General features: G+C 71.2%; 21 protein-coding genes. 14 read left to right on the forward strand and 7 right to left on the reverse strand.

Going from position 1 to position 23,192, the window contains the following annotated elements; all coding sequences use genetic code 11:
* Window positions 1-32: 32 nt before the first annotated feature.
* Genes VFL28_16215 through VFL28_16240 form a run of 6 tightly spaced genes read left to right on the forward strand, consistent with a single transcriptional unit; the run spans window position 33 to window position 8,335 of the window.
* A complete protein-coding gene (locus VFL28_16215; GenBank protein ID HET7266210.1) occupies window positions 33-2,105 on the forward strand; it encodes a hydantoinase/oxoprolinase family protein in 2,073 nt (690 codons plus the stop codon).
* The gene (locus VFL28_16220; protein HET7266211.1) at window positions 2,102-3,766 is read left to right on the forward strand and encodes a hydantoinase B/oxoprolinase family protein; all 1,665 of its coding nucleotides are present in this window, start codon (window positions 2,102-2,104) and stop codon (window positions 3,764-3,766) included. Before VFL28_16215 ends, VFL28_16220 begins: the two co-directional genes overlap by 4 nt.
* A 58-nt stretch (window positions 3,767-3,824) precedes the next feature.
* A complete protein-coding gene (locus tag VFL28_16225) occupies window positions 3,825-4,613 on the forward strand; it encodes an SDR family oxidoreductase (protein ID HET7266212.1) in 789 nt (262 codons plus the stop codon).
* A gap of 2 nt (window positions 4,614-4,615) precedes the next feature.
* On the forward strand, window positions 4,616-5,497 hold the full coding sequence (locus tag VFL28_16230; protein ID HET7266213.1) for a xanthine dehydrogenase family protein subunit M: 882 nt from the start codon (window positions 4,616-4,618) through the stop codon (window positions 5,495-5,497).
* Window positions 5,494-5,958: a (2Fe-2S)-binding protein gene (locus VFL28_16235; GenBank protein HET7266214.1), complete on the forward strand. Its 465-nt coding sequence runs from the start codon at window positions 5,494-5,496 to the stop codon at window positions 5,956-5,958. The genes VFL28_16230 and VFL28_16235 overlap by 4 nt, the downstream gene beginning before the upstream one ends.
* Window positions 5,951-8,335: a xanthine dehydrogenase family protein molybdopterin-binding subunit gene (locus VFL28_16240; protein HET7266215.1), complete on the forward strand. Its 2,385-nt coding sequence runs from the start codon at window positions 5,951-5,953 to the stop codon at window positions 8,333-8,335. The genes VFL28_16235 and VFL28_16240 overlap by 8 nt, the downstream gene beginning before the upstream one ends.
* On the opposite strand, the gene VFL28_16245 is transcribed toward VFL28_16240, so the two are convergent.
* Window positions 8,332-9,000 (reverse strand): urea carboxylase-associated family protein, encoded by a 669-nt coding sequence (locus VFL28_16245; GenBank protein HET7266216.1) that lies wholly within the window; start codon window positions 8,998-9,000, stop codon window positions 8,332-8,334. The two genes, VFL28_16240 and VFL28_16245, sit on opposite strands and share 4 nt — an antisense overlap.
* A gap of 220 nt (window positions 9,001-9,220) precedes the next feature.
* Between VFL28_16245 and VFL28_16250 the strand changes: the two genes are divergently transcribed.
* From VFL28_16250 to VFL28_16285, 8 genes are read left to right on the forward strand one after another with little or no spacing between them, the layout of a single operon-like run.
* Window positions 9,221-10,357, forward strand: a complete 1,137-nt coding sequence (locus VFL28_16250) for a branched-chain amino acid ABC transporter substrate-binding protein (protein HET7266217.1) — start codon at window positions 9,221-9,223, stop codon at window positions 10,355-10,357.
* 57 nt (window positions 10,358-10,414) lie between these two features.
* The gene (locus tag VFL28_16255) at window positions 10,415-11,314 is read left to right on the forward strand and encodes a branched-chain amino acid ABC transporter permease (GenBank protein HET7266218.1); all 900 of its coding nucleotides are present in this window, start codon (window positions 10,415-10,417) and stop codon (window positions 11,312-11,314) included.
* On the forward strand, window positions 11,311-12,348 hold the full coding sequence (locus VFL28_16260) for a branched-chain amino acid ABC transporter permease (protein ID HET7266219.1): 1,038 nt from the start codon (window positions 11,311-11,313) through the stop codon (window positions 12,346-12,348). Before VFL28_16255 ends, VFL28_16260 begins: the two co-directional genes overlap by 4 nt.
* Window positions 12,345-13,148 (forward strand): ABC transporter ATP-binding protein, encoded by an 804-nt coding sequence (locus VFL28_16265; protein HET7266220.1) that lies wholly within the window; start codon window positions 12,345-12,347, stop codon window positions 13,146-13,148. The genes VFL28_16260 and VFL28_16265 overlap by 4 nt, the downstream gene beginning before the upstream one ends.
* Complete coding sequence (locus VFL28_16270) at window positions 13,145-13,864, forward strand: ABC transporter ATP-binding protein (protein HET7266221.1); 720 nt, start codon at window positions 13,145-13,147, stop codon at window positions 13,862-13,864. The genes VFL28_16265 and VFL28_16270 overlap by 4 nt, the downstream gene beginning before the upstream one ends.
* Window positions 13,865-13,883: 19 nt before the next feature.
* Window positions 13,884-14,726, forward strand: a complete 843-nt coding sequence (locus VFL28_16275) for an urea carboxylase-associated family protein (GenBank protein HET7266222.1) — start codon at window positions 13,884-13,886, stop codon at window positions 14,724-14,726.
* Window positions 14,727-14,730: 4 nt separating this feature from the next.
* Window positions 14,731-15,747 (forward strand): thiamine pyrophosphate-dependent dehydrogenase E1 component subunit alpha, encoded by a 1,017-nt coding sequence (locus VFL28_16280; protein HET7266223.1) that lies wholly within the window; start codon window positions 14,731-14,733, stop codon window positions 15,745-15,747.
* A complete protein-coding gene (locus VFL28_16285) occupies window positions 15,747-16,712 on the forward strand; it encodes an alpha-ketoacid dehydrogenase subunit beta (protein HET7266224.1) in 966 nt (321 codons plus the stop codon). Before VFL28_16280 ends, VFL28_16285 begins: the two co-directional genes overlap by 1 nt.
* 106 nt (window positions 16,713-16,818) lie before the next feature.
* On the opposite strand, the gene VFL28_16290 is transcribed toward VFL28_16285, so the two are convergent.
* The 6 genes from VFL28_16290 to VFL28_16315 all read right to left on the reverse strand — a co-directional run bounded on the left by VFL28_16290 (window position 16,819) and on the right by VFL28_16315 (window position 22,968).
* Window positions 16,819-17,091, reverse strand: a complete 273-nt coding sequence (locus VFL28_16290; protein HET7266225.1) for a DUF4242 domain-containing protein — start codon at window positions 17,089-17,091, stop codon at window positions 16,819-16,821.
* A gap of 78 nt (window positions 17,092-17,169) precedes the next feature.
* Window positions 17,170-17,940, reverse strand: a complete 771-nt coding sequence (locus tag VFL28_16295) for a CoA-transferase (GenBank protein ID HET7266226.1) — start codon at window positions 17,938-17,940, stop codon at window positions 17,170-17,172.
* A 10-nt stretch (window positions 17,941-17,950) separates the two neighbouring features.
* The gene (locus VFL28_16300) at window positions 17,951-18,919 is read right to left on the reverse strand and encodes a CoA-transferase (protein ID HET7266227.1); all 969 of its coding nucleotides are present in this window, start codon (window positions 18,917-18,919) and stop codon (window positions 17,951-17,953) included.
* Window positions 18,912-19,880: a TIGR03619 family F420-dependent LLM class oxidoreductase gene (locus tag VFL28_16305; protein HET7266228.1), complete on the reverse strand. Its 969-nt coding sequence runs from the start codon at window positions 19,878-19,880 to the stop codon at window positions 18,912-18,914. Before VFL28_16305 ends, VFL28_16300 begins: the two co-directional genes overlap by 8 nt.
* Window positions 19,880-22,198, reverse strand: coding sequence for a xanthine dehydrogenase family protein molybdopterin-binding subunit (locus tag VFL28_16310; GenBank protein ID HET7266229.1), 2,319 nt, complete (start codon window positions 22,196-22,198; stop codon window positions 19,880-19,882). The genes VFL28_16305 and VFL28_16310 overlap by 1 nt, the downstream gene beginning before the upstream one ends.
* Window positions 22,180-22,968 (reverse strand): 5-oxoprolinase subunit PxpA, encoded by a 789-nt coding sequence (locus VFL28_16315; GenBank protein ID HET7266230.1) that lies wholly within the window; start codon window positions 22,966-22,968, stop codon window positions 22,180-22,182. Before VFL28_16315 ends, VFL28_16310 begins: the two co-directional genes overlap by 19 nt.
* Window positions 22,969-23,192: the final 224 nt, after the last annotated feature.

The raw sequence follows: 23,192 nt of genomic DNA on the forward strand, positions 1-23,192 counted from the left end.
GCCGCGCCCAGGGGGCCGGCGAGGTTCGGGGGGTGAGGGCATCTGACCTCCAGGCGATCGTGCCGGACGCCGTAGGCGTCGGGGTCGATGTCGGCGGCACGTTCACCGACGTCGTCGCCCGGCCCGCCTCGGGCGGGCCGCTCCGGTTCTGCAAGATGCCCACCACGCGCGACCCGTCGCGGGCGCTGCGCGAGGGGCTCCGCCGCGTCGTGCGCGCCGGCGAGCGCGTGGCGCGCCTGACCTACGGCACGACGGCGGTTACGAACGCGGTGCTGGAAGGCCGTGGAGCACGCACCGCGCTGGTGACCACCGAAGGATTCCGCGACGTCCTGGAGATCGGCCGGCAGCAGCGCGACCATCTCTACCGGCTCGACGTCCCCGGCCGGACGCCGCCGGCCGTGCCGCGCGCGCTGCGCTTCGAGGTGCCCGAGCGGATGGACCACCGCGGGCGGCCGCAGGTACCGCTCGACGAGGCCGCCGTGGTGCGCCTCGCGGGGACGCTGCGCGAGGCGGGCGTCGAGGCCGTCGCGGTGAGCTTCCTCCACGCCTATGCCAACCCGGCGCACGAGCGGCGCGCCGCGGATCTGCTGCGTCCGGCGGTGCCGCACGTCTGCCTCTCGTCCGACGTGAACCCGGAGTTCCGCGAGTACGAGCGCACGCAGACGACCTGCGTCAACGCGCAGATGGTCCCCCTGGTCGATCGGTTCCTGGCCGACCTCGAGTCCGGCCTCGCGGGGTGCGGGCTCAGCGGTACTTTACGCCTCATGCAGTCGAGCGGGGGGATGGCGCCTCCCGGCCAGACGCGCCGCGTGCCGCTCGCGATGATTCTGTCCGGCCCCGCGGGCGGGGTCGCCGCGGCGCGCGCCGCGGCCGCCGCCGCGGGCGTGGCAGACGCCGTCGCGCTTGACATGGGCGGGACGTCGACCGACGTCTGCCTGATCCACGGCGGACAGGTGGAGACCCTCACCGAGCGCCGCGTCCACGGCCAGCCCGTCCGGGTGCGCTCGCTGGCCGTCGAGAGCATCGGCGCCGGCGGCGGGTCGATCGCGTGGGTCGACGAGAGCGGGGCGCTCCGCGTCGGACCGCGCAGCGCCGGCGCGGAGCCCGGCCCGGCCGCCTACGGACGGGGCGGTGAGGAGCCGACGGTGACCGACGCGTACGTCGTGCTGGGCTATCTCGACCCCGAGGCCGGCGTGGGCGGGCTGCGCCTCGATCCGGCGCTCGCCTGGCGGGTGCTCGAGCCGCTCGCCACGCGATTCGGAATGTCCGTGCCCGAGGCGGCCGCGGGCGTGCTCGAGGTCGCCAACGCGGCGATGACCCGCGCGCTGCGCATGGTATCCGTCGAACGGGGCGCCGATCCACGCGGCATTGCGCTGATCGCCTACGGCGGGGCGGGTCCGCTGCACGCCGGACGGCTGATCGAGCTCGCCGGGATGCCGCGGGCGCTCGTCCCGCCGTGCTCGAGCGGGTTTTCCGCCTATGGCTGTCTCGTCGCGGACCTACGCTACGATGCCGTGCGGACGCGGCGCTTCGTTCTCGGCGCCTCGGCGCCGTCTACGTGGGACGTGCCGTTCGCGGATATGGAGGCGGAACTGCTCGAGCGGCTCGCCGGGGACGGCGTTGCGGCCGGCCGCGTCGTCCTTCAGCGGTCCATGGACCTGAGGTACCGCGGCCAGAACTACGAACTGGAAGTCGCCGTCGCGGCGGGCTTCGACGCGCCGGGCATCCGGCGGCGCTTCACCGATCGGCATCGCCGCCGGTATGGGTACGAGACCGACGAACCCGTGGAGTGCGTCAATCTGCGCGTGAGCGCGGTCGTGCCCTCCCGCGACGGCGGCGCCGCGCCCGCCGCCTCCGCCCCGTCCGCGGGGCGGAGCGCGGGACGAGATGCCCGGGGCGGCGGGGGCGGCCGAGGCGAACGGCGCGCGTTCTTCTACGGACGCGGATGGATGCCGGCGGCCGTGCACACCCGCGGCGGCATCGAGCCGGAGACGCGGCTGCTCGGTCCGGCCGTGGTCCAGGACGAGTGGTCGACCGTGGTCGTGCCGCCGGGGCAGGCGCTGCGGTGCGACGCCGCGGGCCTCCTGTGGCTCGAGGCCGCATGATGCCGGTCGACCCCATCACTCTTGAGGTGGTGCGGCACGCGGTCTTTTCGGTCGCCGAGGAGATGCGCGCCGTGCTGATGCGCTCGGCGCGCTCGCCCGTCCTCAAGGAGGCGGGCGATCTATCCTGCGCGCTGACCGACGCGGACGGGAATCTGGTCGCGCAGGGTCGCGACATTCCGATCCATCTCGGCGTGATGGCGTTCACCGTCGGCGAATTTTTGAAACGCGTACCCGCGTCGGCGCTCCGCGAGGGCGACGTGTACTTTACGAACGACCCCGAGGTCGGCGGCAACCACCTGCCGGACGTGAAGGCGATCACACCGGTGTTTCACGGCGGGCGGCCCGTGGCGTTTGCGGTGAACCTGGCACACTGGCCGGACGTGGGCGGCGCGCGGCGTGGCAGCTACGTCGCGACGGCCCGGGATCGCTACGCGGAAGGCCTGTGCATTCCGCCGGTGCCGCTGTTTCTCGCCGGCGCCCCGAACGCGCCGATGCTCGAGATGGTGCTCTCGAACGTGCGGGGGCGCGACGAGCGGCGCGGAGACGTCCTGGCGCAGTGCGCCGCGAACGCGGTGGCGGCGCAGCGTCTCCGGGAGATCTTCGAGCGCTTCGGCGGGGACACGGTGGCCGGCTGCCTCGCGCGAATGCTCGACGAGTCCGACACCTTGATGCGCCGGGCGATCGCGGCGCTGCCGCCGGGGGAGTACGCGGGCGAAGACTGGCTCGACGGCGACGGCATCGACGAGCGGCCGGTGCGGATCGCGGTGCGGGTGCGGCCGGACGGCGACCGCCTCGACGTCGACTTCGAGGGCACCGCGCCGGAGACCGCGGGGCCGCTCAACGCCACACGCTTCGTGACCGCTTCGGCCGTCTTCTACGCGATGCGGGCGCTCTTGGGTCCGGAGATCCCGGCGAACGGCGGTTGCTACCGGCCGCTCCGTCTGCGCGTGCCGGGGGGTACGGTGTTGAACCCCGGCCCCGAAGCCCCGCGCGTCGGCGGCAACCACGAGACGTCGCAGCGCGTCGTGGACGCGGTGTTCCGGGCGCTCGCGCCGGTGCTCCCGGACCGGATCGTCGCCGGCGGTCCCGGGACGTCCGGGCTCGTGATGTTTGGCGGACGCCACGAGGACGGGCGGCCGTTCGTGTTGTACGAGGTGCACGGCGGAGGCGAGGGGGCCGCCCGCGACCGGGACGGGACCAACGCGGTGCGCGTGCACATGAGCAACGTGATGAACACGCCGGTCGAGGTGATCGAGAGCGAATATCCGCTGCGGGTGGAGTGCTGCGCGCTGCGCCCGGACAGCGGCGGACCCGGCCGGCGCCGCGGCGGGCTCGGGCTGCGCCGGTCGTACCGCGTGCTGTGCGAGCAGGCGGAGCTGTCGACGATGATCGAGCGCGCGCGCGTGCGGCCGTGGGGCGTGTTCGGGGGCGGCGACGGCGCGCCGTTCCGCGTGACCTGCGAGCGCGGGGGGGAGCGCTTCGCCGTCGCGCCCAAGGAGAACCGTGACCTGCGGCGCGGTGATCTCATCGTGCTGGAGAGTTCCGGCGGCGGCGGGTACGGGCCGCCCGGGGAGCGGTCCGAGGCGCTTCGGCGGGCGGATCTCGACAACGGGTACGTGACCGGAGGGACACCACCGGCGGCGGCGCCGCCGGCGGTTTGACGACATCGTTGCCGGCGAGTCCGCCGTCAGGCGGTCCGCCGGCGGAGGGAGACGGGGCGTGAGGTTGCGGGATCGCGTGGCGGTCGTCACCGGCGCGGCGAAGGGCATGGGGGATGCGGTCTGCGAGGCGTTCGCGCGCGAGGGTGCCTCGATCGTCGCCGCGGCGCGCGAGCCGGGGCCGCTGTCGGCCCTCGTGGAGCGGCTGCCCCCGGTCGAGGGCGCGCGATCGCGGCATCTCGCGGTGCCGGCGGACGTGACGCGCGAGGACCAGGTGGCCGCGCTCGCGGACCGGGCGCTCAAAGAATTCGGGCGGGTCGACATCCTCGTGAACGGGGCGGGCACGATCGGCCCGATCGAGACGCCGCTGCACAAGATCCCGGCGGAGGAGTGGGATCGCGTGCTGGCCGTCAACGTGCGCGGGGTGTTCCTCTGCTGCCGGGCGTTCGTGCCGGGGATGATCGAGCGGAAGTACGGCAAGATCATCAACATCGCGGGGACCTCCGGTCTCCGCGGCTACCGATTTCGCGCGGCGTACTCGTCCTCGAAGTGGGCCGTGCGGGGGCTCACCCGCACGCTCGCGCTCGAGGTCGGGCCCTACAACGTGAACGTGAATGCGATCTTCCCCGGCGTCGTCGCGGGCGACCGGATGGACAAGATCATCGCGGAGAAGGCGCGGGTGCGCGGTTGGACCCGCGAGGCCGTATTCGACGAGTACGTCTCCGAGATGGCGATGCGCCGGTTCACCGAGGAGACCGACGTCGCGAACGCCGCGGTCTTCCTCGCGTCGGACGAGAGCCGGCAGATCAGCGGCCACGAAATCGTCGTCGACGGCGGGTGGGACGTGTGACGATGCCCGCGGTCCCCTTCGACTATCACGCGCCGGCGACGGTCGCGGACGCGCTCGCCGCGCTGGGCAGCCTCGGCGAGGACGCGAAGGTGCTTGCCGGCGGGCAGAGCCTCGTGCCGATGCTGACGCTGCGCCTGGTGCGCCCGTCCGCGGTCGTGGACATTCACCGGCTCGACGAGCTGCGCGGCGTCCGGCTCGACGGGCACACGCTCGAGATCGGCGCGCTCGTCCGGCACCGCGCGCTCGAGGAGGGCGAAGGCCCGCTGGCCGCGTGTCCGCTGCTCTCGGAGGCGGCGGCGCTGATCGGCAACGTGCGGGTTCGGACGATGGGGACGATCGGCGGCAGCCTGGCGCACGCCGACCCTGCGGCCGAGCTGCCGGCGGTCATCCGGGCGCTCGACGGCGTGCTCGTGGCCCGCGGGCCGCGGGGCGACCGCACGATTCCCGCGGCGGAGTTCTTCACGGGGCTGCTCTCGACGTCGCTCCGGCCGGACGAGCTCCTGGCCGCGGTGCGCCTCACGCTGCCGGAGGGCCGTGCCGGCTACGCGGTCGAGGAGTTTACGCGCCGGGCGGGGGACTTCGCGATCGTGGCGGCGATCGCCGCGGTCGAGCTCGACGGCGGCGGGCGCGCCACGCGCGTCCGCGTGGCGATCGCCGGGGCGGGCCCGGCGCCGGCGCGGCTTGCCAAGGTGGAGGCGGCGCTCGGCGGCGTCGAGCCGTCCGAGCGGGTGTTCCGGCAGGTGGTTAAGGAGCAAACGCTGGAGATCGAGCCGGGCGACGACGTGCACGCGTCCGCCGAGTATCGCCGGCACCTCGCGCGCGTTCTCACCGTGCGCGCGCTTCTCCGCGCGACCGCGCGCGCGTCGGCGGGAGGCCGGCCATGACCGAGCTGACGATCGCCTTCACGCTGAACGGCGAGCGCCGCGAGATACGCGTTCCCGCGCACGCCACGCTGCTCGCCGTGCTGCGGGATGAACTCGGCGCAATCGAAGTGAAGGACGGCTGCGGCGAGGGCGTCTGCGGCACGTGCACCGCGCTGCTCGACGGCGAGCCCGTGAGCAGCTGCCTGCTGCTGGCCTCGCGGGCCGCGGGACACGAGATCACCACGGTGCGGGGTCTCGCTCCGGCCGGCGCGCTCAGCCCGCTCCAGGAGGCCTTTGTCGCGCACGGCGCCGCGCAGTGCGGGTTCTGTACGCCCGGGATGATCCTCACCGCGCACGCGTTCTTAAGACGGCATCCGCGTCCGACGCGCGACGACATCCGCCGCGCCATCGCCGGCAACCTGTGCCGCTGCACCGGCTACACGAAGATCGTCGACGCGATCGAGGCCGCCGGCCGTGGGTGAGCCCGCCCCCGGACCGGGCGCTTCCCCCGCGGCTGTCCTTCCCGCCGAGCGGCTGCGCGTCGTCGGCAAGCCGATCCCGCGCCACGACGCCCGCGACAAAGTGCAGGCCGCGACCCTGTACGCCGCCGACTGGCGGATGCCGGGCATGTTGCACGGGGCCGTGCTGCGGTCGATGTACCCTTCGGCGCGTATCCGGCGCCTCGATACCGCGCGCGCCCTCGCGGTCCCCGGGGTCGCCGCGGTCCTGACCGCCCGTGACGTGCCGCGCAACACGCTGTGGACCGACGTCCCCGGGCAGACGAGCGAGGTCGGCGCCCTGCGCGCGCGCATCCAGGTGCTGGCCGACGCCGTCGTTCGCTATCAGGGCGAGCCTGTCGCGCTGGTCGCCGCGGAGACGCCGGCGATTGCGCAGCAGGCGCTGGAGGCGATCGAGGTCGAGTACGAGGCGCTGCCGGGCGTCTTCGACCCGGAGGAGGCGCTGCGGCCCGGCGCGCCGCGCGTGCACGAGGAGGGCAACGTGCTCGCGCGGTGGCACGTGCAGACCGGCGACGCGGAGGCGGCGCTCGCGAAGGCCGACGCCCTCGTCGAGGGCGCTTACCGCTGCCAGTTCATCGACCACGCCTATCTCGAGCCGGAGTGCGGCGTGGCCTGGGTCGACGCGGACGGCGTGGTGACGATCCGGGTCTCGACCCAGGTGATCGAGCACTTCCGCGACGTGGCCGAGGCGCTCGGGTTGCCGCACAATCGCGTGCGCGTCATCGGCGCCTACGTCGGCGGCGGGTTCGGGGGCAAGGAAGACGTCACGGTCGAGGTTTTCCTCGGCCTGCTGGCGTCGCGGACGCGCCGCCCGGTCAGCATGGTGTGGTCCCGCCAAGAGTCGCTGCTCGCCCGCCCCAAGCGCCATCCCTTCCTGCTGCGGTATCGGACCGGCGCCATGCGGGACGGGACGCTCGTCGCCCAGCACGTGGCGCTGCTCGCGGACTCCGGCGCGTACGCGTACCTGAGCGCGCTCGTGCTGATGTACGCGACCGTGACCGCGGCCGGCCCGTATCGCATTCCCAACGCGACGATCGACGCGCGGGTCGTCTACACCAACAATCCGCCGACGAGCGCGATGCGGGGCTTCGGCGGCATGCAGATGGTGCTCGGCTACGAGTCGCAGATGGACCGCCTCGCCCGGCGCCTCGGGATCGATCCGGTCGCGATTCGCGTTCGCAACGCGCTCCGCAAGGGCGACCGGCTCCCCGTCGGCCAGGAGCTCGACACGCACGTCGGCGTCGCCGAAGCCGCGGAGCGGGCGTGGGCCGCGCTCGGGACGCGCGAGCCGGCCGCGGGGTCTGCCGCCGCCGGCCCCGGCGGCGCGGCATCGGGCACGCGGCGGCGCGGCCGGGGAATCGCGTGCAACATTCAGCCCTACGGCCGCATCGTCTGGCTCCACGACTGGGCGAGCGCGTGGGTCGGCTTCGAGATGGACGGCACGGTCGTCGTCCGGGCCGGCGTCCCCGACGTGGGCGGCGGCCAGGCGTCGTCGCTGTGCCAGATCGCGGCGGAGGTCCTCGGCGTCGAACCGGAGCGGGTGGCCGTGCACATCGGGGACAGCGCGCTGACGCCGCTCGCCGGTACGACGACGGCGACGCGCCAGCTCTATATGTCGGGGAACGCCGTGCTCGAAGCCGCGAACGGACTCCGCGGCCGGCTGCTCCCGGTGGCCGCGCAGATGCTCGGTGCGCGGCCGGATCGGGTGACGCCGCGCGACGGCGGCGCGGCGGACGACTCGGGCAGGCGCGTCGAGTGGCCGGCGGTGCTCAAAGAGTGCGCGCGCCACGGCGTTCCCCGCAGCTACCTCGGCGTCTACCACGCGCCGGCGGGAGACCCGGTGGATCTCGAGCGCGGCGGCGGGCGGATCTTTCCGGACTACACGTTCGGGGCGCACGCGGTCGAAGTCGAGGTGGATACCGAAACCGGCGCCGTGACCGTACTGCGCCACGCGGCCTGCCACGACGTGGGACGGGCCATCAATCCCCAGAGCGTGGAGGGCCAGATCCAGGGCGGCGCGGTGATGGGCCTCGGCTACGGACTCATGGAAGAAATCGTGGTGGACCGAGGCGTCAATCTGTCCACCAATTTCGCCTCATATCTCATCCCGACGTCGCTCGACGTGCCCGACGTCGTGCCGCTGCTCCTCGAGTCGCACGAGGGCAAGGGGCCGTTCGGGGCGCGCGGCATCGGCGAGCCGCCGATCGGGCCCCCGGCGGCCGCGGTCGCGAACGCCGTCGAAGACGCGGTCGGCGTCCGCGTCACCGAGCTGCCGATCACCCCCGAGCGGGTCGCGCGGGCCCTGGGCCTCCTAGGACCGGAGGCGTCGGGGCGGCGTTAGCGTCTCACCCACGGCTGGATCCCCGCGCCTTTGCCGGTGGGTTCCGGGTCGTAGACCACGACCTGCAGCGGCGTCGGCTTGAAGGCGTTGCACGGGTTGCGCTCCTGCGGGCAATTCGAGACCGCGATCAAGAGATCGATGTTCGCGCGCAGGTCGAGGTAGTCGCCCGGCTTGGACTTGGGCTCCTGGATGCCGGTGCCGCCGTCGGACGCGACCGGCGTGTTCATGAAGACGTTGAACGAGTACGGGATCTCGGTGAGCGGGATGCCGTAGGGTTTGAGCGCCCGCTCGAAGTTGTTGCGGCAGTTGGGCGTCCCGCGCACGCCGTATCGGAACGCGTTCGTGTACTCGCTGCACGATCCGCTGATGATGTCGTTGACCCCGCAGGTGTCCGCCGTGATCGTCATCAACTGCGTCGCCTTGGTCGAGTACAGGTGGTGTCCCTTGGTCAGGAACAGCGTCCCGTTCAGCAGCTGCGTGTTCTCGGGCGAGATCTTGTCGACGTAGTCGTTCAGGTTGAAGCAGATGAAGTCGGCAACCTGCTGTCCCTCCAGGTCGACGATCCGGCAGACCTGGCCGGCCCGGATCGGGAATGCCGTGCCTCCGCGTGCGGGAAGCGTCTCCTGCCATGCCAGGAGCGACGGGCTGATTCCGGGATGCTCCATCAGTATCACCTCCGCGATGCTCGAATAACCTCGCTAAACTTGCCCCCCCGGTGGCGCCGCCCCCCGAACCCGCGGCGGCCCGTCGTGCGTACTTGAGATAGCGCCATACCCGGTCGGACGGACTTCTGGCGGGGAGGATTTGCAACCTCCCTCCGGAGAACCCCGGGGGACGCGCGGCGCACTGCTTTTGCGCCGAACACGTGGGGAGGGGTGGAGCAGCATGCGGAACGTGTTCGCAGTTGCCACGCTGCTGGTGTTCCTGATCACCGGCATGGTGCCCGGCATGGTGCCCGGCGTGGGCGCGCAGGGGGCGACGATCAAGATCGGCGTCCCGGTGCCGCTCTCCGGCGGGAACGCCAAGATGGGGACGGATATCGTGCAGGCCGCGACGATGGCCGCCGACGAGCAGAATGCCAAAGGCGGCGTCCTCGGGCGCAAGCTCGAGATCGTTTCGTTCGACGACGCGTGCGACGCGCAGCAGGCCGTGACGGCCGCGCACAAGCTCGTCGACGCGGGCGTGGCGGCGGTGGCGGGCGGCTACTGCTCGTCCGCCGCGATTCCGGCGAGCGCCGTCTACCACGACGCGGGCGTTGCGTTCGTGGCGGACGCGTCCAGCAACCCGAAGCTCACGGACCAGGGCTTCGAGAACGTGTTCCGGGTCATCGGCCGGGACGACCAGCAGGGGCCGTACGCGGCCGGCTTCATGACCAAGGACCTCCACGCAAAGAAAGTCGCCATCATCCACGACAACACGCTGTACGCGAAGGGCCTTGCGACGGCGACGCAGGATGCGCTCAAGAAGATGTCCGGCGTGAACGTGGTTTTCTTCGACGCGATCACCCCGGGTGAGAAAGACTTCTCGGCGACCCTCACCAAGGTCAAGAGCCTGAACCCGGACGTCACCTACTTCACGGGCTACTACCCCGAGGGCGGCCTGGTCTGCAAGCAGTTCCATGACCTGGGGGTATCGGGCAAGTTCATGGCGGGCGACGCGAACAACGATCCAACGTTCATCAAGGAGTGCGGTCCGGCGTCGACCGGCGTCTACATTACGTCGACCCCGCTGCCCCAGAACCAGGCGACGGCGAAGTCGTTCATCAGCCGCTACACGGCCCGTTGGAAGCAGGATCCGGGTCCGTACTCCGCGCTCGAGTACGACTCGGTAGGCGTGGTGATCAACGCGATCCAACGTGCGAAGAGCGCGGACCGCGCGGCGATCATCAAGGCGCTCCAGGCGACGTCGGGCTATTCCGGGGCGACCGGTAAGATCACCTTCGACAAGAAGGGCGACCGCGTCCAGGTACTCTACATCACGTATATGATCAAGGGCAACGATTTCGTGCCCACCGGAATGTGAGGCCGCGGTAAGGCGCGGGGCCGCCCCGGATCCAGGGGCGGCCCCGTTTGCTGATCAATGGAGATCGCCCTCCAGCAGATCGTCAACGGACTGACGATTGGGGCATTCTACGCCCTGATCGCGCTCGGCTACACCATGGTGTACGGCATCATCCGCCTGATCAACTTCGCCCACGGCGACATCTACGCAGCCGGCGCGTTCTTCGGGTTCTCCACGTACGGTCTGCTGGCGCTGCTGCACGTCGAGAGCCCGATCCTGACCACGCTGCTGGCCCTTGTGGTGTCGATGGGGCTCACCGGCCTGCTCGGCACGCTAGTCTACCGCGTCGCGTATCGGCCGCTGCTCCACGCGCGCCTGTCGATTCTCATCTCCGCGATCGGCGCGTCGCTGACGCTCGAGTACAGCCTGCTGCTGATCTACAGTCCGTCGTTTCTGGTCTACCCGCACCTGTTCGGCCGCGCGGGTCCGGCGTTCGCCGGCGTCACCGTCTCCTGGCTGCAGATCCTGATCTTCGTGTCGAGCATCGTGCTGATGGCCGCGATCTACGTCGTCGTGAACCGCACCAAGACCGGGATGGCGATGCGGGCGCTCGCGATCAACCAGGACGCCGCGCGGCTCATGGGCATCGACGTCAACCGGGTCATCGGGATCACGTTCTTCCTCGGATCGACGCTGGCGTCGTTCGCGGGCGTTATGACCGGCCTCTACTACTCGCAGATCTCGTTCCTGATGGGCTTTTTGATCGGACTGAAGGCCTTTACGGCCGCCGTGTTGGGAGGCATCGGCAACATCCCGGGGGCCGTCGTCGGCGGTTTCGTGCTCGGCATCCTCGAAAGCCTGGCGGCCGGATACTACTCCAGCCGCTGGAAGGACGTCGTGGCCTTCGCCGTGCTGATCCTCGTGCTGGTGGTGCGGCCGCGCGGTCTGTTGGGCGAGCGCGTGGTCGAGCGGATGTGAGCAGCCGGTCCGCCGCGTCGCGCCCGCTGCTTCCCGTCGCGCTGTCCGTTGCGGCCGTTCTGGCGGCGGTCGCGCTCCCGGTCTTCGGCACATCGTACCTCATCGACGTCGGGACGCTCGTCCTCGTATACGTCATGCTCGGACTCGGCCTCAATATCGTGGTCGGGTTCGCGGGTCTGCTCGACCTCGGGTACGCGGCGTTCTTCGCGATCGGCGCGTATACGACCGCGTACTTCATGGTCAACAGCCATATGTCGTTCTGGCTGACGCTGCCGATCGCGGCGTGCTTCACCGCGGCGTCGGGCGTTATCATCGGGGGGCCGACGCTGCGGATGCGCAGCGACTACCTCGCGATCGTGACCCTCGGCTTCGGCGAGATCGTCCGCATTGCCGCGACCAACTTCAACTTCACCGGAGGGCCGGAAGGCATCTACGACATGCCTCACGCGCAGATCGGCGCGTTTGTGCTGCGGACGCCGGCGCACCTCTATTTTCTCGGGATCGCCTTTGCGCTCGTGGTGCTGTTCGGCTCCTACAACCTCTCGCGCTCGCGGCTCGGGCGCGCCTGGCTTGCGATCCGCGAGGACGAGGCGGCGGCTCAAGCCGCCGGCATCCATCCCGTGTACTACAAGCTGCTGGCCTACGTCCTGGGGGCGGTGTTCGCCGGCGGGGCCGGCTCGTTCTTCGCCGTAAAGCTCACGGCGATCAACCCGTCGAGCTTCACGTTCATCCAATCGGTGACCATCTTGATGGTGATTATCCTGGGCGGCCGCGGCAGTCTGCCGGGGGTGATCCTCGGCGCCGCGGTGATCGTGATCCTGCCCGAGATCCTCCGAGGGGTCGATCAGTACCGCATGCTCGCCTTCGGCGTCGGACTGATCGTCCTCATGCTCTTGCGGCCGCAGGGACTGTGGCCGAGCCGGTACGGGCGGATTGAGGCGCGTGAAGTCGCGATGTCCGAAGCCGAGGCGGCGGCCGGCGTCGCCGCCGGCGCCTCGGCGGCAGATTCCGCGGCGCCGGGCGCTTCGTCGTGACGGCCGTCTCGCGGCCGCCGGACGTGGGGACCGGCGCGATTCTGGGCGTCGAGCACCTCACGATGCGCTTCGGCGGCCTCGTCGCCGTCTCGGACGTCTCGTTCGACGTCGGGCTCCGTGAGATCCTCAGTATCATCGGACCGAACGGCGCGGGCAAGACGACGGTGTTCAACTGCATTACGGGCTTCCTCCGGCCGACCGCGGGGCGGATCGCGTTCGAGGGCAACAACCTCACCGGGCTGCGTCCGGACCTCGTCGTGCGGCACGGGATCGCGCGGACCTTTCAGATGATCCGTCTTTTCCCCGACCTCGGCGTGGACGAAAACGTGATGATCGGCCTCCACGGCCGGATCCACGCCGGCACGCTCGACTCGCTGCTCCACACGCCGCTGCACCGGCGTGAAGAGGCCTGGGTGCGGGACGAGACCCGCCGCTGGCTGGCGTTCGTGGGGCTGGAAGGCCGCGCGAGCCGGCTCGCGCGCGAGTTGGCGTACGGGGACCAGCGGCGCCTCGAGATCGCGCGGGCGCTCGCGACGGCGCCGCGCCTGCTGATCCTCGACGAGCCGGCGAGCGGCATGAACCCTGCGGAGAAGGCCGGGCTCGTGCAGCTCGTCAGCCAGATCCGCGATTCCGGGGTCACCGTGTTGCTGATCGAGCACGACATGAGCGTCGTGATGGGCATCAGCGACCGCATCATCGTGCTGGATCACGGCGTGCAGATCGCGGAAGGCTCGCCGGACCAGATCCAGCGCGACTCCAAGGTCATCGAGGCCTACCTCGGGCGCGAGGACGGCGAATGAGTCTCCTCGAGGTCCGCGACCTCGTCACGGCGTACGGCACCATCGAGGCCCTGCACGGGCCGTCGTTCCACGTCGAGGAGGGCGAGATCGTCGCGCTGCCCGGCGCGAACGGCGCGGGCAAGACCACGGCGCTGCGGACGATCTCGGGGCTGCTGCGCCCCCGGTCCGGCGAGATCCGGTTCGCGGGACGGCGGATCGACCACCAGCCGGCCCACGAGATCGTGCGCCTCGGACTCACGCAGGTGCCCGAGGGCCGGTGGATCTTCTCGCTCATGACCGTCGAAGAAAACCTAAAATTGGGCGCCTATATCGAGGCCGGGGTGCCGCGCGGGGGGCTCGACCGCGTCTTCACGCTCTTCCCGCGCCTTGCGGAGCGGCGGACCCAGCTGGCCGGGACGCTCTCCGGCGGCGAGCAGCAGATGCTGGCGATGGCGCGGGCGCTCATGACCAAGCCGCGCCTCTTGCTGCTGGACGAGCCGTCGATGGGGCTCGCGCCGGTGCTGGTCCGTCTGATCTTCGAGAAGATCGCCGAAATCAACCGCGAAGGCACGACCGTTCTGCTCGTCGAGCAGAACGCGAACGCCGCGCTCCGGCTCGCGCAGCGGGCCTACGTCCTCGAAAACGGCCGCGTCGTGCTCGAGGGCCCGGCGGCCGACCTGGCCCGCAACGAGGCGGTCCGCCGTGCCTACCTCGGCATCGGGGCGCGCGGCGGCTGAACCGAATGGAGGTTTCGACATGCCCGAACCCCCGCCACTGTACGATCGCGGACCCGGCACGCCGCTCGACGTCGACCGGAAGTTCTATGGGCGGCTGGCGCGCGAGGTAGGCGGCCGGACGCCCGTCGAGCGGTTCGTGATTCCGATTCGGTCCGGGCGCGCCTGGACCGTGCCGGCCGGCCACCTCTGCCGCATGATCTGCGTCGACGGCCCGCAGGTCGGCGATTTCAACGCCTGGAATTTGACGAACCCGCGCGAGCGGTTCTGGGCGTCGCGCACCCGGCAGCTGCACGGGTCGCATGTGACGACGTTCGACCGGCTCTGGTCCTGCCTGCCGTACCTGCGCCCGATGTTGACGATCACGGCGGATACGATCAACTACGGCGTCGACGAGGACGGAGCGGGCTGCCACGACCTGCTCGGCACGCGGTGTGATCCGTACGTGACCAAGATGCTGAACGGCGAGGAATTCGATCTGACCTGCCATTCCAACCTGACCCGCGCCGTGGCTGCGTACCATCTCACGGAGCTGGACGTCCACGACGTGCTCAACGTGTTCATGGTGACCGGCCTGCGGAAAGACGGCCGCTACTTCGCGAAGTCCTGTCCGGCGAAGCAGGGCGACTATTTCGAGTTCTTCGCGGAGATGGATCTCTTGTGCGCGCTGTCCACCTGCCCGGGCGGGGACATCTCGAAGCCGATCTTCGGCCCGCATCGCGCCGATCCGCTGTCGGTCTGCCGGCCGCTCGCCGTCGAGGTGTCGCGGCCGGCCCCGACACTGCTCGAGGGCTGGGCGCCCCGCGGGCCCGTCGACTACCGGGGAGGGCACGGGCTTCGGTCGCCCGAATCGGCGGCGCGCTGATCGCATGACCGACGACACACGCACGCGCACCTCCGCAGCGGCCGCGCCCGATCTCGCGCCGGGCGATCTCGAGCGCCTCTACCGTTACATGGTGCTTCAGCGGCTCGCCGAGGAACGGGTCGTCAAGCTGTATCAGACGGGCCAGATCGTCGGCGCCTGCTTCACCGGCTGGGGCCACGAGGCGATCGCCGTCGGCGCCGCGGCCGCGCTCGGACCGGACGACGTCGCCGCCACGCTGCACCGGGACCTCGGAGCCCGGCTCGTACTGGGCATGCCGCTCGGCTACTACTTCGCGAACTTCCTCGGCCGCACAGGCTCGCCGACCCGCGGCCGGGAGGGCAACCTGCACATCGGCGGCCTCGGGCCCCGCATTCTTCTGCACACCGACTTCGTCGGCGGCAACGTTCCGATCGCGGCGGGCGCCGCGCTCGGCTTCCAGGTCCGCGGAGAGCCGCGCGTGGCGCTCGCCAACTTCGGCGAAGGGACGCTCGCCACGGGGGAGTTTCACGAGGCGGCCAACCTCGCGGCGGTGCTGCGGCTGCCGCTCGTGCTCGTCTGCTGGAACAACCAGTTCGCGCTCTCGACCCCGCTCGCGCGCGAGATCGCGGGACCGCTCGACGTCCGGATGGCCGCGTACGGCATGCGTGCGTGCTCCGTCGACGGCAACGACGTGCTCGCGGTCTACGGCGCGGCGCGGGAGGCGGTGGACCGTGCCCGGTCGGGCGGCGGGCCGTCATTCATCGAGGGCCGGACGATGCGGGTGCGGGGGCATTCCGAGGCCGACGACGCGTCGTACGTCCCGAAAGCGATGATCGAGGAAGGCCGCCGGCGGGATCCGATCGAGCAGTTTGCCGGGCACCTTGTGGAGAGCGGGGCCGTCACCGCCGCGCGGCTGGCCGGGCTCCGCGCGGACGCGCAGGCCGAGGTCGACGACGCGCAGGCGTGGGCCGAAGCGAGTCCGCCGCCCGACCCCGCCGAACTGGAGCAGGGCGTGTACTGCGAGGCGACGCCGTGGCCGTAATGACCTACATCGAAGCTATTGCCGACGGCCTGCGCCGGGCGATGCGGGCCGATCCGTCGGTCATCGTGTTCGGCGAGGACGTCGGCGTCTACGGCGGCGCGTTCAAGCTGACGAAGGGCTTCGTCGAGGAGTTCGGGGCGTCGCGCGTGATCGACACGCCGATCTGCGAGGCGGCGATTGTCGGGACCGCGGTGGGCGCGGCGCTCGTCGGGATGCGGCCGGTCGTCGAGATGCAGTTCGCGGACTTCATTTCAAACGCGTTCACCCAGGTGGTAAACGCCGCGGCCACGTCGTCCTACCGGGCGGGCGGCTGCGTGCCGATGGTCGTGCGCGCGCCGTGCGGCGCCGGCACCCACGGCGGGCCGTTCCATTCACAGTCGATCGAAGGCTACTTCTTCCACACGCCGGGCCTCAAGATCGTGATGCCGTCGACGCCCGCGGACGCGAAGGGACTCATCCTGGGGGCGATCGCCGATCCCAACCCGGTGCTCTATCTCGAGCACAAGGCGCTGTACCGCTCGCAGCGGGGCGAGGTCGACGAGGGCCTCACGGTCTCGCCGCTCGGCCACGCGGCCGTCCGGCGGCCGGGGCGGGACCTTACCGTGTTGACCTACGGGATGATGGCGCACCGGAGCCTCGAGGCCGCGGAACGCGCGGCCGCCGACGGCATCGAAGCGGAGGTCATCGACCTGCGCACGCTGCTGCCGCTCGATCTCGAGACGATTTCCGAGTCGGTGGCCCGGACCAGCCGCGCCCTGATCGTGCACGAGGACCGCCTGCGCGGCGGCATCGGTGCGGAGATCGCCGCCTACCTCGGCGAGCATCTCTTCACCTCGCTGGACGCTCCCATCTCGCGGATCGGGGCCCCGGACACGCCGGTGCCGTACGCGCCGCCCCTCGAGAGCGCCTACCTGCCGAGCGTGGACCGGATCCACGAGGGAATTAAGCGACTGGTGCGTTGGTAATCTCGAACGCTCACGGGTGAACGCGGTCCCGGTTTATGGGCGGCTCCCCGGCGTCGAGCCACCGGCTGCCCGCGCGCAGAACGTGTACTCTATCGCGCCGTGGCGGTTACTTGTAGAAGTACGGATCGAGAACGCTTACCTGCGTGACGCTGTCGACGGGCAGGCCGTTGGCCTGTGCGGCGCGCCGAATGGCGTCCGGGTTTGGTCCGTCGTAGATGCAGAACGTTTTCTTCTTGTCCGTGCTCACATAGGAATGCACCCAGGTGACCCCTTCGACGCCGTTCTTGCCGACGACGCTCAGGCATGCCTGCGCGCCTTGCTCGGTCATTGGGATCTCCAGACCGGCGGGAAATGTCCGTTCCACCATGTACCGGGGCATCGCTCGCCACCTCCGCAGAAGATATGAGCCGAGATTCTCGCCCGGTTTGTCACGAGCCTGCCGAGCGAAGCTTCGCCGCTAGAGAAACACGCGTTCGGGGTCCAGGCCGCGGAGCGCGCGAAGCTCATGCTCGGCCGGCGGCTCGAGGCGCCGGCCGTTCGCCGCCGCCCCGAGGTCGAAGCCGGTCTGCTCCTTCACCTGACTCGGTTCCACGCCCGGCTGCAACGCCGCGATGCGCATCCGGCCGGACGCGGGATCGAAGTCCATGAGCGCGAGGTCGGTCAGCACGGCGGTCACCCGCCCGAACAGGAGTCCGGCGCCGCGGCGGGCGCCCTCACCGCCGATCTGGCCGGGGCTTGTCAGGAAATCGAGCCGCTCGACGAACCGGCGCCGCTCGTGCCGGGTGACGATCATGATCTCCCGGCAGAGGCAGGCGATGTCGCAGGCGCCGCCGCTGCCCGGGAGGCGCACTTTGGGCCGTTCGATCGGACCGATGACGCTGGTGTTGATGTTGCCGTACGGGTCGATCTGGGCCCCGCCGAGGAAGCCGTAGTCGAAGAAGCCGCGCTGCGCGTACAGGAAGATCTGCGTGATCGACGGCAGCGCGACGGCCCGCCGCGCGCCGCGCATCTCGTTGGTGGAGATCGGCAGGCTGCCGGGCGCGACCTCGAGGCCGATCGAACCGCCCTCGATGACGATGGTCAGGCCGGGCGCATGCGTCGCACGCGCGAGGGCCGAGGCGAGCAGCGGCGTGCCGACGCCCGCGAACACGACTTTGCCGTCCGCGAGCAGACGGCTCGCCGCGACGGTGAGCAGTTCGGAGGCGGTGTAGCCGGCCGTTTCGGTCACGTCCGGTTCCTCACGGGTCCCTGCCGGTGAGGTCGCGCGCCACCCGGCGCTGCCGCTCGAGCCGGTCCGCGCCGAACTTGGCGAAGTACGCTTCCGCGGTCTCCGGTCCGTAGACCCACTCGTCGAGGTAGGCGCGGACTCCGGCGACGCCCTCCGCGGCGACGCGCTTCGCGTAGGCGTCGATGTGCTCGAGGTCAGCGTCGTACCGCCCGTACATCTCGTGCGGGTAGGCGCCGTACGGCGCTTCGACCACCGCGTCGACGGCGAAGAAAGGGATGACGGTGCGGTCCGCGGTGCGCCGGATCTCGTCGGGGTCCACGATCTCCTCGGCGCTCAGCACGACGGTCTGCGCGGCCGCGGCGATGTCGGCGTCCATGTGCGGATAGCCGTCGATCTGCGCGTTCCCGAAGCGGTCCGCGCGGTGGACGTGGATCAGCGCCACGTCGGGGAAGAGCGCCGGGATGAGGCACAGCGGCTCTCCGGTGAAGGGGCAGGTCATCGTCTTCGCGCCGGTGGTGCGCATCAGATCGGAGCCGAGCATCGAGAGGGTGGGGAGGAACGGGACGCCCATCGCGGCGGCGTGGTAACGCATGCCGATCGCGAGGTGGCTCCATTCTTCGAATCGCGCCCGGCCGCCCTCGACGAACTCGCGCACGATCCGCGACAGGCCCCACGGCAGCCCGATCCCGACCCAACTCGTCACGATCTCGCGGCAGGCGCCCGCCGCGAGAAACAGCTCGCTCTCGTAGCACATCAGGCTGCGGGAGAGCACCACGTCGCGGGGACGCCGGCGCAGCACCTCCCGCAACAGCAGCGTCGGCGTTCTCGAGTAGAGGCAGCCGCCGATTGCGATGTGCTCGCCGTCGCGCACTAGGGCGGCCGCGGCGGCGAGCGGCAACCGCTTGTCCCGCGGCGCCTTGTTCTTGGCCTCGATCCCGCGGCGCGCCTCGACGAAGGTGCGCGCGGGCCGCTCAGGCATGCACGCGTCTCGCGCCGGGACGCAGCCGGGGCAGCACGTCGCGCGCGATCACCTCGAGTTGATCCGTCCGGTACTCCGACGGGATCAGGACGATGTGCTCCTCGCCCGCGTCGAGGTGGGCGGCAAGCTGCTCCGCGCACTGCGCCGGGGTGCCGCGGATCGCGCTCTCCGGCGTCGACTCGCTCCACGGCGCGACGTCGAAGTAGCGGCCGATGAACTCCTTGACGCGGCGGTCCGCGTCCTCGTACGTGCCCGCGACGCAGATCGGGAGCTGGCTGATGTTCCGCAGCTCGGCGGGGTTGCGGCCCTGCTCCTCGGCAAAGCCGCGGATCTTCGCCCACGTCGCCCGGAACGTCTCCGGCGTGTAGAAGTAGGTCAGCCAGCCGTCGCCGTACTTGGCCACCCGCCGCAGCACGCGGTCGACGTAGCCGCCGATGAACAGCGGCGGGTGCGGCCGCCGGAACGGCTTCGGGAGCATTACGGCCTGGTTGAAGACGTAGCCGTCCACCGACCCGCTGACGCTGTCCTCGGTCCACAGCCGGCGCATGATCTCGAAGTTTTTCACGAAGATCCGGCCGCGCTCCGCGAACGGAATGCCGCAGGCCTGAAACTCGCGCTCGTACCAGCCGGCGGCGAGCCCGAGGACGAGCCGGCCCTTCGACATCTGGTCGATCGTCGCGAGCTCCTTCGCCAGGATGACCGGATTGCGCAGCGGCAGTACGAGCACCCCGATACCGAGCTGCAGGCGCTGCGTCCGCGCCGCGAGCGCGCTCAGGGTCGCGAGCGACTCGAGAAAGGGGAACGCCCGCCGGGTGCCGAGGAGGATGTGGTCCCAGGCCCAGGCCGAGGCGAAGCCCAGCGCCTCGGCCTGGGCCGCGTAGGCCAGCACGCGGTCGATGCTCGGCTCGACCGAGGCGGGCGTGAAGTTCTCGAGCGCGACTCCGAACTGCGGTTCCGGCATCAATCTCTCCTTTCGTCACGGCCCGGACGGCCGTCCGCCTCGAGCGCGCGTAGCACCCGCTCGGGCGTGATCGGCAGGTCCGTCAGGCGCGCGCCGGTGGCGTCGTGGATCGCGCCGGCGATCGCGGCCGGCGGTGGCCCGGTCGGCGGCTCGCCGATCCCCCGCGCTGAAAACGGCCCTTTCCCCTCGCCGGATTCGACCACGACCGCCCGGACGTCCGGCAGGTCGAGCGCCGAGGGGATCAGGTAGCTCGCAAAGAGCGTGCTCATGTTGCTGCCGCTTTCGACCACGATCTCTTCCGTGAGCGCCTGGCCGATTCCCATGACCGCGCCGCCCTGGATCTGGCCCTCGACGCTCTGCGGGTTGATCGCCCGGCCCACGTCGTGGCACGCGGCGTACTTGAGCAGGCGCACCGCGCCCGTCTCCCCGTCCACCTCGACCTCCGCGGCGTGGCACCCGTAGGTGAAGTCCGGGAAGGTGCGGCCCTGTCCGGTCGCGAGATCGACCGGCGGCGCCTGCTCCGCGTAGAACGTCGCGAGGTGCGCCGCGGGAACGCCGCGCCGCCCGCACTCCACGACCATCTTGGCCAGGGTGACCCGGCGGTCCGGGCTGCCCGCCACGCCTACGTGGTCGTCGGCGAACTCGAGGTCCGCCTCCGCGGCTTCGAGTAGCGCGGCGGCGACCGGCGCGACCTGCTCCCGCAGCTCGCGCGAGCCACGCAGCACCGCGTTGCCGGACATGTAGAGCTGCCGTGTGGCGAACGTGCCGCCGGAGAGCGGGGTCAGCGCGCTGTCGCCGACGTGCACGGTGATGCGCTCGAGCGAAACCCCGAGCACCTCCGCGGCGATCTGGGCGAGCGCGGCGGACTGCCCGCCCCCGAGGTCGGGGACCCCCGTGCGGATGACCAGCGAGCCGTCGGCCTCGAAGCCGAGCCAGGCGCTCGCGCGGTCCCGGAACCAGACGGTGCGGCCGTACGGCTGGATGTTGCAGGCGAAGCCGCGTCCGATCCTCGCCTGGGGCCCCGACGGCCGGCTGCGCTCGCCGAGCGCCGCCTGCGCCCGGCGCATCACCTCCGGCAGGGCGACATGGGTCTCCACGCGCTCGCCGGTCGGGAGCGCGTCGCCTTTCGACAAGAAGTTGCGCGTGCGGATCTCCTCCGGAGTCAGGCCGAGCCGTTCCGCCAGGGCGTTCATCTGGGACTCATAGGCGAAGGTGACCTGCATCGCCCCGAACCCGCGCATCGCGCTCGACGGTACGTTGTTCGTGAAGACGGCGCGCGCGTCGATCGCGACGTTGGGGATCCGGTACGGGCCACAGCCCGTGACGAGGGCCGCGAACAGGACGCGCGGGCTGAGCAGGGGATAGGGGCCGGAGTCGGCGATCAGCGAGATCTCCTGCGCGACGAGGCGGCCGTCGCGCGCGGCGCCGGTCTTGTACCGCATCGCGAACGGGTGCCGCTTCGGCCGGGCGAGCAGCGACTCGTAGCGGGTCCAGACCATGCGGACCGGCTGTCCCGTCTTCCACGCGAGCAGCGCGAGGTGGGGCTCGACGGTCATGTCTTCCTTGCCGCCGAAGCCGCCGCCGAGGAACGGCGCCACCACGCGCACGCGGTTGTGCGGAACGCCCAACATCTCGGCGATCTCGCGGAAGTGCTCGATCACCTGCGACGACGCGCGGATGTTGACGACGCCGTGCGCGTCGATCCAGGCGACGCCCGCTTCCGGTTCGAGGTAGGCGTGGTCGACGCGCTGCGTCCGGTAGGTGTGCTCCACGACGGCGTGCGCCTGCCGGAAGGCCTCGGCGGCGTCGCCGCGCCGGAGCGTCCAATGCACGAGGACGTTGTCGCGATCGGGATGCACGCGGGGCGCGCCCGCGGCGAGCGCGCCTTCGGCGTCGAAGACGCCCGCCAGCGGCTCGTAGTCGACGTCGATCGCTTCGAGCGCCGCGTGGGCGTGCTCGGGAGAGTCCGCCGCGACCAGTGCGACCGGCTCTCCCTGGTAGCACACCCGATCCGCCGCGAGGACGGGCGTCGCGAACCGGATGAGGCCGATGCCGGTCGGGTCTTCCTCGACCGCGTTGTGCGGAACGTCGCCCGCGGTCAGCACCGCGGCGACGCCAGGCAGCCTGCGGGCCCTCGCGATGTCGAGCCGGCGAATCCGGGCCGACGCGTAGAGCGCTCTCAGGATCGCGCCGGACAGCATGCCCGGCAGCTCCCAGTCCGCGGCGTAGCGGGTGGCGCCGCGGATCTTGTCGACCGCGTCGAAGCGGGGCTGCGGCCTGCCGACGACCCGATACTGATCTAGGCGCCGGCTATCCACGTGCCGAGAGCCGACACCTCGACGCCGGCCTGTTCGAGCATTCCCCGCAGCTTCCGCACGGCCGCGCGCGACGGCGCGTGGTCGCCGTGGAGGCAGATGGTGTCGACCTGCACCTCGACGGTCTTTCCGTCCACGGTCGGCACCCGTCCGTCGCGGACGGCGCCGACCGCGCGGCGGCACATCTCGTCCGGGTCCATCAGCATCGCGTCGGGCCGCCGCCGGCTCGCCAAGGTGCCGTCCGCCATGTAGCCGCGGTCCAGGAAGAACTCGCGCGCCACGCGCAGTCCCGCGGTGCGGCACTGCCCCGCCAGCTGTGACGCCGGCGTGGCCACGACGGCGAGGTGGGGGTCGATGCGCTTCACCGCCGCCGCGATGGCGCCCGCGCAGCCTTCGTCGACTTCCGCGACATTATAGAGCGCGCCGTGGGGCTTCACGTGCTGCAGCCGCCCGCCGAACGCCTCTACCATGCCGCGTACCGCCGCGACCTGGTAGAGGACGAGGTCGTCCACTTCCTGCGGCGTCAGGTCCATTTTGTGCCGGCCGAAGCCGATGAGGTCCTGGTAGCCCGGATGCGCGCCGATCGCGACCCGGTGGCGGTGCAGCAGCTCGACGGTCTTGCGGATCGTCGCCGGATCGCTGGCGTGAAAGCCGCACGCGATGTGCGCGGACGTGAGGTAGGGGGCGATCTCCTCGTCCCCTCCCATCGGCCACCGTCCAAGGGATTCCCCCATGTCCGCGGAGATATCGACGCGCCGCGACGCTGCCGTCATCGGCGGACCTCCTTTCGAAAGATCTGCGGGAGCGGCCACATCGGGCTTCAGTTTCCTGTTTGCCCGCCGCGCAGTCGGCGGGCGGTACGGCGGGAGGCGGTCCGCCGGCAGAGCGGTTAGTTCGGTCCCGCGTCCGGGCGGCCCTCTCCGGTCCGGGCAGGGCGCGTGCGCGCGCGATGAGAACCGTGACCAAGGAGATACAACGACGCGTGCCCGCGGAGCGA

This window comes from bacterium (genome assembly GCA_035691305.1).
Classification (GTDB): Bacteria; Sysuimicrobiota; Sysuimicrobiia; order Sysuimicrobiales; family Segetimicrobiaceae; genus DASSJF01.

Excerpts from the sequence above, each read along its gene's own strand:
- VFL28_16220 (HET7266211.1), top strand. The coding sequence starts at position 2,102 with ATGATGCCGGTCGACCCCATCACTCTTGAGGTGGTGCGGCACGCGGTC.
- VFL28_16230 (HET7266213.1), top strand. The coding sequence starts at position 4,616 with ATGCCCGCGGTCCCCTTCGACTATCACGCGCCGGCGACGGTCGCGGAC.
- VFL28_16235 (HET7266214.1), top strand. The coding sequence starts at position 5,494 with ATGACCGAGCTGACGATCGCCTTCACGCTGAACGGCGAGCGCCGCGAG.
- VFL28_16245 (HET7266216.1), bottom strand. The coding sequence starts at position 9,000 with ATGGAGCATCCCGGAATCAGCCCGTCGCTCCTGGCATGGCAGGAGACG.
- VFL28_16250 (HET7266217.1), top strand. The coding sequence starts at position 9,221 with ATGCGGAACGTGTTCGCAGTTGCCACGCTGCTGGTGTTCCTGATCACC.
- VFL28_16255 (HET7266218.1), top strand. The coding sequence starts at position 10,415 with ATGGAGATCGCCCTCCAGCAGATCGTCAACGGACTGACGATTGGGGCA.
- VFL28_16270 (HET7266221.1), top strand. The coding sequence starts at position 13,145 with ATGAGTCTCCTCGAGGTCCGCGACCTCGTCACGGCGTACGGCACCATC.
- VFL28_16275 (HET7266222.1), top strand. The coding sequence starts at position 13,884 with ATGCCCGAACCCCCGCCACTGTACGATCGCGGACCCGGCACGCCGCTC.
- VFL28_16280 (HET7266223.1), top strand. The coding sequence starts at position 14,731 with ATGACCGACGACACACGCACGCGCACCTCCGCAGCGGCCGCGCCCGAT.
- VFL28_16285 (HET7266224.1), top strand. The coding sequence starts at position 15,747 with ATGACCTACATCGAAGCTATTGCCGACGGCCTGCGCCGGGCGATGCGG.
- VFL28_16290 (HET7266225.1), bottom strand. The coding sequence starts at position 17,091 with ATGCCCCGGTACATGGTGGAACGGACATTTCCCGCCGGTCTGGAGATC.
- VFL28_16300 (HET7266227.1), bottom strand. The coding sequence starts at position 18,919 with ATGCCTGAGCGGCCCGCGCGCACCTTCGTCGAGGCGCGCCGCGGGATC.
- VFL28_16305 (HET7266228.1), bottom strand. The coding sequence starts at position 19,880 with ATGCCGGAACCGCAGTTCGGAGTCGCGCTCGAGAACTTCACGCCCGCC.
- VFL28_16315 (HET7266230.1), bottom strand. The coding sequence starts at position 22,968 with ATGACGGCAGCGTCGCGGCGCGTCGATATCTCCGCGGACATGGGGGAA.